The organism is Capnocytophaga sp. H4358 (assembly GCF_002302515.1).
GTDB classification, from domain to species: Bacteria; Bacteroidota; Bacteroidia; order Flavobacteriales; family Flavobacteriaceae; genus Capnocytophaga; species Capnocytophaga canis.
In genome coordinates, this window is sequence record NZ_CP022380.1 from 1,118,045 (window position 1) to 1,131,102 (window position 13,058).

Consider the following 13,058-nt stretch of genomic DNA (forward strand, 5'->3'; position numbering starts at 1 on the left):
ATAAATTCACTTCTTGTTTTCTATTCTCCATTCTCCCCACTCTCTAATACGGATACTGCATCACATCTTCGCCAAAAATTTCTTTTCTAATAAGTGGAAGTTTAGAAATAAGTTGTTTGAGCCCTTCTACGCCTTGCTGCTCTGTATTATGGGAATGATAATCCTCTATTTTAGAAATATCTTCTTTACCTTCGGAGAAATATTTAGCGTAATTCAAATCTCTATTATCGGCAGGAATGCGATAAAAATCCCCCATATCTTCTGCCTTCATCATTTCTTCTCGGGTACAAAGGGTTTCGTAAAGTTTTTCCCCGTGTCGGGTTCCAATGATTTTTACCGGCACTTCTTTCCCTGTGAGTGCTATCAAGGCTTTAGCCAAATCACCGATGCTTCCTGCGGGAGCTTTATTGACGAACAAATCTCCAGAATTTCCGTTTTCAAAAGCAAATAATACCAAGTCTACCGCATCTTCCAATGACATAAAAAATCTGGACATATTAGGATCTGTAATAGTGATAGGCTCTCCCTTTTGAATTTGATTTAGAAACAATGGAATCACAGAACCTCGAGAAGCCATTACATTCCCATATCTCGTTAAGCAAACCACTGTCTCTGTTAGATTTCTAGCCTCTGCTACAGCTACTTTTTCCATCATTGCCTTAGAAATTCCCATAGCATTGATAGGGTAAGCAGCCTTGTCGGTAGAAAGACAAATTACTTTTTTCACTCCATTAGCGGCCGCTGCCCGAATCACATTTTGGGTACCTACCACATTGGTTTTCACAGCTTCCATAGGAAAAAACTCACAAGAAGGCACCTGCTTGAGTGCAGCAGCATGAAAAACATAGTCCACCCCTCTGGTAGTAGGTTCTACAGAATTATAATCCCGAACATCTCCTATATAATATTTTATTTTATCGTTTTTGTAGAGGTTTCTCATATCGTCTTGCTTTTTCTCGTCTCGAGAAAAAACGCGAATTTCCTTGAAATGGTCGGTTTGTAAAAAACGGTTGAGCACCGCAGTTCCAAACGAACCCGTACCTCCTGTAATGAGAAGTGTTTTATTTTTTATCTGCATAATCTCAATAACGGTTTATTTTCGGATCAATTTATCTAATTTTACCCAATACATTATTCTTGCCCCTAAATCGAACAAATAATCTTGATGTTTATAATCTTTATATGTTTTCAAAGGCATATCCATATACGATTTTAATTCTTCTGTGGATATTTCAAGCATCGACGCAATTTTTTCAAAAAGTTCTTTTACTTCTTCCTCCGAAATGGGTTTAGTAGCCAATTTATCAATAGCTTCCTCTCTTGTCATTTGCCCTGTCAGAATCAAACTTGAAAATTGAGGTCTGCGAACATCATAACCAAAACGCTCTGGTAACCAATAGCCTTCAATGAACTTGGTCATATACGATTCGAAATGTTTTTGAGGATAGGGAGTCCAACCGTATTCTCTTTGCAATAATACTTCTGCTTCTTTTTTAATATAAGGAACATAGTTGAGTAATTTGACTACTTTTACTCCATACAAATACGGCATCAATATTTTTCTATTAAAAACATTGGTAAACGGATAAGTATCCATAGGCACTGTGCCAAATTTACGGATAATATCACGATTGTGTTTCATATCCGTACCCCAATACCCCCAAGAATTCGGATTAACAATTACTTCCGTAGAAATATTACCTCCGTTGAGAACGTATTTTATTTTATTTTTCTTCGCATAATTATCTAAAACAGAGACAAAAGCGAGGTCTTGTGGAATATCTAAATGAGGCACACCCGATTTGAAAAAAGCCAACTGAAAATCACGCTCTTCGTTCCAATTGATTTTTTCCACTTTTAGGTCAATACCTAATTTTTTGACCATTTTAGTAATATTTTCTTCTGCAAATGGAGTATTCCAACCGGCATCTACGTGAAACACAAGCGGACGTAGCTCCAATTCTTTAATAGCAAAGTGAAGCATATAAGAACTGTCAAACCCACCGCTCATTCCTAATAAACAATCGTAAGGCTTTCCTTGACCTTCTTTTTTTATTTTGGCAACCAATTCGTTTAATTCTTTTTGCTTACCTTTTCCTTGTTGCCAATCAGGTAATATATTTTCGTAGTATTCATTACACCTTTCACAAACTCCTTTTTCATCAAATTTGATGTTAAGGTCTGAGGTGTCCATAACGCAATTGGTGCAAATTTGGTATGTATCCTTTTTACTCATTTTCTTGAAATGTTTTATTAAAATAAAATCAATCTAAAGCTATGTATTTCTATCAACCTTTTTAATTAAATTGCTATACAAATCCATATAGTCTTCAAAACGATCGTGCTTGTTGTAATTCAATAACGCCCTATTTCTACAGCTATTGGTATAGATACTTTTGGTATTTTTTTTTACAGTGGATATAGCTTCCAATAAACCCATAAAATTACCTTTTTCAACTATAATGCCCGTCTTTTTATCGACAGATTCAACGCTTCCGCCAGTTCTGTATGTAATGACAGGTGTTCCACAAGCCAGTGCCTCTAAATTTGTCGTAGGAAAAGTATCTTCGTAGGTAGGATTGACAAACACATCTGCCATCGAGTATAAATCTGCTAACTCTTGAACATTTTCGGTTCTTTGAATACCCATGATATTGGGAGGAAGGTTTTTCATTTGTTGTTTGGAAACCCCTACTATAATAATCTTCTCATCATCTTTCAAAAATTCGTTTAACCTTATAAAATCACTTAATCCTTTACGTTTGTCCCAAGTGCTTGCAACACCTATTATAACAAACTTATTTTGAAGATTATATTTGTTTTTTATCTCATCTGTATTTTCAGAAGGACGAAATATTTTTAAGTCAATTCCATTTTGAATAACTTGAACTGGATAATTTTTTAAAAAGGATTTCTTTACCAAATCACCCAACCAAAACGAAACAGGAACAATAGTCATGTTTTTTAAGGAATTGAAAAGTTTCTTTTTTTGTAAATAATTCTTTTCAGATCGATCTCTAAATAAACTTGCAGGATATTCCCTTTTTTGCTCACAGCTATAACAACCTTTAATCCATTTATTACATCCGACATAATCAAAATGTGCACAATGCCCCGTGAAAGACCAACAATCATGAAATGTCCAAACTACTGGCAAATTGTTTTTTTCCAAATAATTGAATAATAATTCAACATTAACAAAGTAACCATGTAAATGATGTAAGTGAATAATGTCAGGACTAATCACATCAATCCGTTTGATTAACTCCTTTGTTGCTCTTGTAGAATAAAACGCGTGTTTATCAGTAATTCTAGTCAATATGCCATGTAAGTAAACATCATACATCGTGCCGATTTTTATCAAATTTGATTTGCTCGGTAAATTATTTCTAGCAAATGTAATATAACTTTCCCAACCTTTTTCAATTACTTTTTCTCCAATCTGTTCGGCTATTCTACCCACAGAGCCACTATTTACTTCTATGGATATTTGTAGTACTTTCATTTTTCTATTTTAGTGTTTTAGCCATGGTAATAAAACGCTCAACCATAGTATCAACATTGTATTTCTCACGAGCTATATATAATGTATATTTCTTGATTTTTTCTCTCAATTCTGTATCCTTTAATATTTTATTGATGTTATGAGATAATGAATAAATATCCCCTTTTTCAAAATTAAGTCCCGTTTTTCCGTTTTCAAATGCGGCATATTCAGGTCCATGATTCATTCTGTCATCATTTATAATAACAGGTAATCCATATCCAAATGCGTGCATAAGACTAAGACCAATAGATGCTGGATGTAAAAAAACCTTAGCACTTAAACAATATGGAGCTATTTCATCTTCATTATAAAGTGCTCCAACAAAACGTATGTGTTGAGATACTTTACGCTCTTTTGCCATTGTTCTTAAAAATTCCTCTTCTTCTCCAGAGCCGATAATACACCATATAAAATCAGGAAATTCTTTGGTTACATAAGGAATCGCTTCGATAATCTGATCAAAACAGTTCTTGGCATCTAATCGAGCAATTGAAATAGCTATAGTTTTGTTTATCAATCCTTTTTCATTCAACCAGTCATTCAATTTACTTTGAGACCAGTTTAATTTCGCTTCATCAATCGCCTTTTGATTTAATCCGTTATTCATTCCAAGTATATTGTGTTTTAAAAACCCTTTCTTTCGTAAATATTCAACTTCATAGTCTGTATATACGAAAATATTCTTAAAACAATACGTCCAATATAATCGGATAGTTTCTGTGATAGGATTTGCACCAAAGGAATGCCCCATCGTCCACATAACCTTTTTAATCTTAGCAAACTTTACAATGGCACCTAATAATAAATTAGAAAGAATACGTGGATTGCCATCCAAAAAAACAACTTCATGTCTGGTTATAATCTTTCGTATAGGCAAAAATTGAAAACCAATTTTTCCTCCTTTGGCAGTAATATGTTTCACTATACGGACTTTATCAGCATAATCTGAATGTATGGATTTTATATTCATGCCTGGTATAGTCTCTTGGCAATATACCGTAACATCGACCTCCTCTCGATTAAACAAGCGATCATAAAACCCCTTTCGGTATGTAGGGATTACATTCGTTATAATAGCTATTTTTAAAGGTTTATTGACTGACATTATTTTAAAATAATCTTGTTTATTTTTTTAATAGCATTTTGTAATCTTGTTTTATTGCCTGTATAACTTGTTTGTAAAAAAGCTCATCGGTCTTATTTCCCACTATTTTTGACTTTAAACGCTTCTCTTTATAATCCAATCGAATTACTTTATATCCGTCTTTTGCTTGATATGTAAAATACTTGGATAATAAACAAAGTTTGCCATTTTTATCAAAAGTACACATTCAAACCCCATATTATGATGATACTTAGGCAACATATTCTCTTGATAAGAATAATCGTCTATGTAGAAGGAAGACAAGCATAAGTGTACTATTTTCATTATTTATCATTTTTATTTATAGGCAACAATAATATAAACGCAAATATATTCCAAAATTCTACATTTTCGTAGATATTCCCTGAAGTCATCGTAAGACCAAATGACAATAAAGAAATAAAAACGATGGGAATATATGATTTTTCAATGTGATATACATTAAAAACTCGTCTAAAATAAGACAATATCAGCCCCAAATATAATAAAAAACCAACCAAACCCAATGCCATCAAAACTTCCAATATCATATTATGAGGGTATGCTCCGTTGTCAAACATAAATTGTTTCCCTAAAATAGGGTTTCTTTCAAAAAGCTCAATTGCTTTTCCATAAAGAAGAACTCTTCCTTCTTGTTCTGCCTCCTGTACATCTTCAGAAAATTTTAACATCCTTTCAAAAATACCCAACTTAATATTACTCTCTTCCAAATAAGTAAAGAAATAACTAATCGTCACAGGAATCAAAATCAACACCAATCCTAACTTGAAAATATTTATTTTCTTTATATGGAAAAAATATTGGAATAAAATAACTCCAGCTGCAAGAGTTGTAGACAGCAACGGACCTCTAGAACTCCCTAACAGCAAATTAATTACCCCTAAAAAAAGAAATAAAAACAATTCTATTTTATTCTTACTCATATTTTTTACAGGAAATACAAGTAACGAAAAACAAAGTAAAAATAAATATCCTCCATATAACGAGTAGGTTATTGAATTTACTAAAGAACCTTCTTCTCCTATTTTCACTTCTGCTCTTCCAAGTAATACCTCAGGAGATAGTGCAAAATTTTGTTGATAAAGAAAAGTCAATAAGATAACAATATTAGCCAAAACCAAGACTTTTAAAATCTTTCTTAATAACCTTTGGGAGTCAATAAACCCAAATGTTTTTGTTACTACAAAAACTGGAAAAACAATATTTCCTATATAAAATGAAAACGTACGGAAATATTCTATCTCTATCCCTTTAAATCCAATATCGTAAAAAATTCTAAATAAATACAAAAGAAAAAAAAGAAACAACAACTCAATCGCTATACTATTTTCTCTTTTCATCTGAAATGTCTTAAACAATATATAAACTGACAAAAGAAGGGCTACCCCTCTATACAGAGCATTAAGCAATGTAGAATTTATGCTCAAAAACAAAGAAAGTACCGCAGATATAGGATAACAGAAACACAACAGTACAAAAAGCCATTCTGCTTGATTTCCTATATGCCCATATTTACTTTTTTCAATCATAATAGCATCATATCTATTTCCATTTCAGCTCGTTCTTTCCAAGGTTTTAAATTACAATCAGCAAATGCCATTGCCTTTTGTTTAATTTTTAATCGTTCATTTTCATTCGTTAATAAATGATAAATCGCATCGGCAATTTTTTCGATTTTATTTGTTTTTAATTCATAATATGCTTCCGAATCAATCAAATTCAAAGACCCTGTATCATTTATTGCTATTGTTGGCACACCTAATTGCATAGATTCTAAAAAAACATTTCCTAAGTTTGAGGTGTGATACAAAGAAAAACTAATTTTTGAATGATACAGCATATAATGAGCTTGTCTAATAGGCAATCCTAAAATAAACTCAATTTTGTGACTTAAATGGTATTTTTCAACCTTTTTTTGTAAATCTTCCAAATAATTACTATCCGAAACAGCCCCTACTATATAGGTTTTAGGAAAATCTACTCCTTTTTTATTTAATATATTTAATGCCTCTATCAAAAGATTTTGTTGTTTCCAAGGGTCGAGTCGAGCTACATAAACTAAAAAATCTTTAGGCAAGTCTATTAGAGGTTTTTCTGTCTTCTCAATAATATCTTTATCAACTCCATTCAACGGAAAATAAAAAGGCAACTTGGGTGTACCCAATTTTTCAAACACTTTATCTCCTTTTGTGCCATCATTTGTTATCAACAGACCTTTCCCTGACATTCGATAGCATAAATATTCCAATGGATGACGCAAAAATATCTTCCATTTAGGTTGATTTATTTCATTAATCAAGAAAGTACCATAAAGTCTTCTAAAATCAGGAATCTTAACTTTTTTACCAATAATTGCTGTTATGCCACCTAATCCTCCAAATCCTATGATTTTTTGAACATCATATTTTTTTACCAGTTTTCTTCCTATTCTTACAGCACGAGCAACAGAAGCTATTTTATCAAAAAGTCCGTTCACTCCATCCTTGATAGAATATACCACAATCTTATTTTGATATTCTTTTGGTATATTAATCTCTTCAGTAGGCTGCCAAAGCATTATTAAAATTTTATCCACTCTTTCATCCTCGAGAAGTCTATAAAAAACATTGTTAAATGCAGGCATCCCCCTAGACTCTTTTTTCGCTTCGTAAAAAAATGAACGCGTACCTGTTGGGACTCCTGTAAGGATTAATATATTCATTTTAGCTTGCTTGTTTTTCATAATGTTTTTTAACGGCATTGTTGATTTAATATATTTATCAGAAGTGTCTAAATTTACAACTCAGTGATAATCAATAAAACAATATATTTTTATCGATAACTACAGATATTTAACAATACCTTTTTAATAAATCAAATTTATGATACCTCTATAAATATTTTTATTTCACTTCGAAATAATTCATCTTAATTACATTTTTGGTAGTGTTATAAAAAGTATGATGGTAGTTCTGATTGTCAGGCTGAGCAAAGTCCGTGAAAACGGAGTATGTGTCGAAGCCTCGTAATTACAGGGCTTCGATTCACATACTCAGCTCCAAGTCTTCGCTGACTTTGCTCAGCCTGACAGAAATATCCACTTTATTAAAGATATCATACTTTTTACAACACTTCCACATTTTTTAGCATATTAAAAGTACCCATCTATAGAATACCGTAATTTAAATTGCTAATTAACTAAATTATTAATTTATGATTTTCAATTATCAATCACTTATAAATCTAATAACTTCATTACATATAACCATTTGATTATCAAACACAATAAACTGAAAAATTGAGTCATATAATACAATTATATTCTTACCTTTCGACTATAAGTGGAATTATCCTTTAATCGAATATTTATACGATAATATAAAATAAACTATATATCTTAAAACAAAATTCAATGTACAAAGCCATAGCACTTGCTCTATCGAAACTTCTAATATAATGGGTAAAGAAAATATTAAAACTGTTGAGCAACAAATATACAAGTAAAGAAAAAAATTTACTTTTTGTTTTTCAGCTATATAAAACACATAAGACAATGGACTGGAAACAAATTTAAAAAAATAAAACACTGAAAAAATACTTGCATAGGTTCCTGCCTTGTACCATTCTTTACCAAAGATAAAAACAAAAATATCAGGTGCGAATATAAGCAAAAATAAAAATGGAATAACAGACATCATTACTAAATATTTTGCTGTTTTAATGAAAATCGGGCGGCAACTTCCCGTTTTATAATAATCCTCAGCTGCTTGCTGTCTAAACACTTCCATAATGGAAGAAGATAACAACGCCAAAGGAGCATCTACAACCCTACGCATTAAACCATATTGTCCCGTAACATTTGAGCCGAAAGCACTCATCAAAAAAAATGTAGGTACTTGTTCTGTAGCATTATGCAAAAAATCTGAGGGAATATTATATTTTGGAAAATTTAAAAATCGTTTTCCTAACTCTTTTGTTTTACCCCAATTTATGTTTTTTAAATCAATCAAAAAAAATAGTTTTTTCCACAAAAACAAAGTTGCAATAAACCAACCCAGTATCTCTGCTAAAATTAACCCCCCCATATTTTTTAGCCAAAAAATACAAGAAATCGAAACAATCAATGTGCTAAAGGTTTTTATGACTCTATTTTTTGACATCTCAGAAAACCTTCTTTTATAATTAAGATAAGTTAAAAAAACCGTGTTGATAGAATTAACCACTAACAAAACAGGCAACAAAAAAAGCCACTTAAAAAAATCTTTTTCTATAAAAAAATAGTCATACACAAAAGTAAAACCAAATAAAAGAATATAAGAAAATAAGGTTGTAAATATACTTATTAAAACACAAAGTGTAGAAATACTCCTTACCTCCTCTTCTTTTTCAAGCAATAATATCGCACGCTCATATTTTCCTGTTGCAAAAACAGAAGCAACACCGTAAAAAGCCATAAAAGTAGTAAAGTATGCAAAATCATTTGGAGAATAATTTCTTGTTAAAATTGGAGTTAATGCCAAAGCTATAAGTTGAGCAATCGCAGTTCCTGACATCAATACCAATACATTTTTAAAAAAACTAGCCTTATTTAATCTCTCTATTATTCTTCTCACTTTTACTATATTATTTGCTGTACTATTCTTTTTCCTACATTTCCATCTCCATATAAATTTGTATCCCAATACTTCGGTTGCGTATTCAATAATTCTTCGAGTTGAGTCAAATCATCGAATAAAAGGTGATTCCCTTCTAATTCTATTGTTTCTATCCATTCTGTTTCTTTACGAACCGTTACACATTTTTTTTGCAACCAGTACGCCTCTTTTTGCATCCCACCACTATCTGTTATGAGTCCACTACTATGTTTCAAATAACAGAGATTATCAAAATAACTTTGGGGTTCAATTATAATTAAATTTAAGTATTTATGGAGTTCTATACCATACTTTGTTACAAAATTTCTTGTTCGAGGATGTAATGCAATAATAACCTTTTTTGATAGTTTATTTAACTTTTCAAAAACATAAGTTAATCTTCCTATATTATCTGTATTATAAGGTCTATGAATAGTAACATAATAATAGTCAAAATCTACTTTTTTATTTTCTAAAAGACCGTTATCTACAACATATTGCACCACATCTTTCATAATATCGCCAACCAATACAACTCCAGAGTTTATACTTTCTCTTTGAAGGTTTTGACTTGCCACCTCGGAAGTAATAAACAATTTTTCAGAAATATGATCTGTGAGAACTCTATTGATTTCTTCAGGCATATCCTTATTAAAACTTCTCAATCCCGCTTCAATATGATATACCGGAATATGCAATTTGGCCGCAACCAACGCCCCTGCTAATGTTGAATTTGTATCACCATAAACTACTATTCCTTCTGGTTTTTCATCTTCTACAATAGCTTCTATATCTATCATCATTCTACCCGTTTGAGTACCATGATTTCCTCCTCCGTTTTTCAAAATATATTTTGGACGTTGCATACCTAACTGATCAAAAAAAATTTGACTCATATTTTCATCAAAATGCTGACCTGTATGTATCGTTATTAGATTAATATTTCCCTCACAAGCTTTTTCAAAAGAAAAATGCTTTATAAATTGAGGTCTCGCCCCCACTATTGCAATTATTTTTTTCATCTGTTTTTCATTTCATAAATTCTTTCAATAATATCTACTACTTTTAATCCTTCGAGGGCATTGGTGGTAATGGGAGCTCTTTGGTTGAGTACATCAACTACGTTTTCAATGATATAATGATGGTTTGCTGCCGAGCCTTTATAAGCCCCATAGTCATTCCCTGGATTGGTTGGAGCTAATTGTGGCATTTCATAGTTTTTGATGTGGCAATATTCTACTTCATTCATATATTGCCCTCCTACTTTGAGCGAACCGTTTTCTGCAATTACGGTGATGCTACTCTCTAAGTTTTTATCCCAAATAGATGTTGAATAATTGATACATCCCATTCCACCGTTTATAAAATCAAAGGAAATAAATCCTGAATCTTCAAAATCTGTGAGTTCTTTATGATTAAAATCGGCAAATTTGGCTTGAATGTTGGTAATGTCTCCAAAATACCAATACATCAAATCGATAAAGTGGCTGAATTGTGTAAATAGCGTTCCGCCGTCTAAATCGCCTTTGCCGTGCCAAGATTCGGGTTTGTAATACCTGTCGTCTCTATTCCAATAGCAATTGATTTGTACCATAAAAATTTTTCCAAGAATACCAGCTTCCAAAACTTCTTTCAACCATTCACTTGGGGGTGAATAGCGGTTTTGCATCACACAAAACACGTGCTTATGTTTTTGTAATCCTTTAAAAATCATAGCTTCAGCATCTTTTTTAGAAAGAGCCATTGGTTTTTCTATAACCAAATGCCTACCCGAATCCAACACCTTCATCCCTTGCTCGGCGTGAAACCCATTGGGAGTAGCCACATTGATTACATCAATCTCAATATCAGATGCCAATAATTCTTCCAAAGAACTAAAAAAAGGCACATTGTAGTTTTCGATTCCCAATTGAGATTTATCTTTTACATCTACCAATGCTACTAATTCCGATTCTTCATTTCTACTGATCATCTCGGCGTGTCTTTTACCGATATGACCACATCCTACTACTGCAAATTTTATTTTTGACATACTTTTAGATTTTTGAAACTTTATTATTCTCTATTGTATATTTATCACCACTTTCCACACACTGTGCCTGTCCGTTTTCATCAAATGTTAGGCGGTGTCCATATTCGCTCATCCAACCGATTTGTTTGGCAGGATTTCCTACTACCAAAGCATAATCAGGAATTTCTTTGGTTACTACCGCACCTGCTCCGATAAAAGCATACTTTCCAATATTATGCCCACATACGATAGTAGCATTTGCCCCAATGGTAGCCCCTTTTCCTACGTGGGTTTTCATATATTCAGATTTTCTATTGACAGCACTTCGCGGATTGATTACATTGGTAAAAACCATTGACGGTCCTAAAAAAACATCGTCATCACAAGTAACCCCCTCATAGATTGAAACATTGTTTTGTACTTTTACATTCTTACCCAAAACCACCTTAGGCGAAACCACCACATTTTGCCCTATATTGCATTTTTCTCCCAATACGGCTCCTGTCATTATATGCGAAAAATGCCATATTTTTGTTCCTGCTCCTATCTGGCAACCTTCGTCAATTACAGCCGTTTCGTGTGCAAAATATTTTTCCATAATCTTTTGAATTAATTATTAAAAAAAGATTTAATCTCTGATACTATAAAATCTAAAACTTCTTGATTGTATTCCGTGTGAATCGGCAATGACAACACTTGTGAGCAAAGCTCTTCTGTTACAGGCAAAGAAAAATCTTCATCTACATACTGACTAAATGCTTCTTGCTTATACAACGGTAACGGATAGTAAATCATTGACGGAATTCCTTTTTCTAAAAGATGTTTTTGTAAAGCATCTCTTTTTCCGTTTTTAATTTTTAAAGTATATTGATGAAAAACGTGATTTGAATACGCTACTCGCTTAGGAACTTCAATAGCCGCAATATCCTTTAAATTTTCATCATAAAAAGAAGCCATTTTATTTCTTGCTTGGGAATATTGGTCTAAATATCTCAATTTTACTTTCAAAATTTCAGCCTGAATGGTATCCAATCGAGAATTACACCCTAATACTTTATGGTAATATTTTTTCTCTTGACCGTGATTGGCAATCATTTTGATTTTCTTTGCCAATTCATCACTATTGGTCATCAAAGCTCCTCCATCGCCATAACATCCTAAATTTTTTGACGGAAAAAAGGAAGTACAACCAATATGCCCAATAGTTCCTGTTTTTTGAGTAGAACCATCAGAAAAATAATAATCGGAACCTATTGCCTGTGCATTATCTTCCACCACATAAAGGCGGTGTTTTTCTGCAAATTTCAATAATTTTTCCATATCGGCACTTTGTCCGTACAAATGAACGGGAACAATTGCCTTGGTTTTTGGCGTTACAAATTTTTCCAAAGTATCTACATTGATACAAAACGAATCAGGATTTACATCAACCATTATAGGTTTCAAGCCTAAAAGCCCAATAACTTCTGCAGTAGCCACATAAGTAAATGCTGGACAAATCACCTCATCGCCAGGTTGTAAGCCCAGAGCCATCATAGCGATTTGAAGTGCATCCGTGCCATTGGCACAAGGTATTACATATTTTACGCCGAGGTATTTCTCTAAATCCGATTGAAAATCTCTTACAGCAGTTCCATTGATAAATTCCGTATTATCGATGCAGTTTTGTATCCCTTTATCAATTTCGTTTTTTATTTTTTGATACTGACTTTTTAGGTCTACCATTTGTATTTTCATATAACT

The 13,058-nt window shown here is 32.4% G+C and carries 12 protein-coding genes; all 12 read right to left on the bottom strand.

Going from position 1 to position 13,058, the window contains the following annotated elements:
- Positions 1-43 precede the first annotated feature (43 nt).
- The 12 genes from CGC49_RS04800 to CGC49_RS04855 all read right to left on the bottom strand — a co-directional run bounded on the left by CGC49_RS04800 (position 44) and on the right by CGC49_RS04855 (position 13,052).
- Entirely contained in the window at positions 44-1,078 is a 1,035-nt protein-coding gene (locus CGC49_RS04800; protein ID WP_095911981.1) for a polysaccharide biosynthesis protein, read from the bottom strand.
- A gap of 15 nt (positions 1,079-1,093) precedes the next feature.
- Positions 1,094-2,236 carry an N-acetyl sugar amidotransferase gene (locus CGC49_RS04805; RefSeq protein WP_095911982.1) on the bottom strand — a complete coding sequence of 381 codons (1,143 nt, stop codon included), beginning with the start codon at positions 2,234-2,236 and terminating at the stop codon, positions 1,094-1,096.
- A gap of 39 nt (positions 2,237-2,275) precedes the next feature.
- A complete protein-coding gene (locus tag CGC49_RS04810; protein ID WP_095911983.1) occupies positions 2,276-3,505 on the bottom strand; it encodes a glycosyltransferase in 1,230 nt (409 codons plus the stop codon).
- A gap of 4 nt (positions 3,506-3,509) precedes the next feature.
- A complete protein-coding gene (locus CGC49_RS04815; protein WP_095911984.1) occupies positions 3,510-4,652 on the bottom strand; it encodes a glycosyltransferase in 1,143 nt (380 codons plus the stop codon).
- A 144-nt stretch (positions 4,653-4,796) separates the two neighbouring features.
- Positions 4,797-4,976, bottom strand: a complete 180-nt coding sequence (locus tag CGC49_RS11185; RefSeq protein WP_157908997.1) for a hypothetical protein — start codon at positions 4,974-4,976, stop codon at positions 4,797-4,799.
- The gene (locus CGC49_RS04825; RefSeq protein WP_095911986.1) at positions 4,976-6,220 is read right to left on the bottom strand and encodes an O-antigen ligase; all 1,245 of its coding nucleotides are present in this window, start codon (positions 6,218-6,220) and stop codon (positions 4,976-4,978) included. The genes CGC49_RS11185 and CGC49_RS04825 overlap by 1 nt, the downstream gene beginning before the upstream one ends.
- Positions 6,217-7,413, bottom strand: coding sequence for a glycosyltransferase (locus CGC49_RS04830; protein WP_157908998.1), 1,197 nt, complete (start codon positions 7,411-7,413; stop codon positions 6,217-6,219). Before CGC49_RS04830 ends, CGC49_RS04825 begins: the two co-directional genes overlap by 4 nt.
- 604 nt (positions 7,414-8,017) lie before the next feature.
- Positions 8,018-9,283: a lipopolysaccharide biosynthesis protein gene (locus CGC49_RS04835; protein ID WP_157908999.1), complete on the bottom strand. Its 1,266-nt coding sequence runs from the start codon at positions 9,281-9,283 to the stop codon at positions 8,018-8,020.
- 5 nt (positions 9,284-9,288) lie between these two features.
- Positions 9,289-10,326, bottom strand: a complete 1,038-nt coding sequence (gene wecB, locus CGC49_RS04840; RefSeq protein ID WP_095911989.1) for a non-hydrolyzing UDP-N-acetylglucosamine 2-epimerase — start codon at positions 10,324-10,326, stop codon at positions 9,289-9,291.
- Positions 10,323-11,336: a Gfo/Idh/MocA family protein gene (locus CGC49_RS04845; RefSeq protein WP_095911990.1), complete on the bottom strand. Its 1,014-nt coding sequence runs from the start codon at positions 11,334-11,336 to the stop codon at positions 10,323-10,325. Before CGC49_RS04845 ends, wecB begins: the two co-directional genes overlap by 4 nt.
- Before the next feature lie 4 nt (positions 11,337-11,340).
- Positions 11,341-11,913, bottom strand: coding sequence for an acyltransferase (locus tag CGC49_RS04850; protein ID WP_095911991.1), 573 nt, complete (start codon positions 11,911-11,913; stop codon positions 11,341-11,343).
- 11 nt (positions 11,914-11,924) lie between these two features.
- Positions 11,925-13,052 (bottom strand): DegT/DnrJ/EryC1/StrS aminotransferase family protein, encoded by a 1,128-nt coding sequence (locus CGC49_RS04855; RefSeq protein WP_095912691.1) that lies wholly within the window; start codon positions 13,050-13,052, stop codon positions 11,925-11,927.
- Positions 13,053-13,058 lie beyond the last annotated feature (6 nt).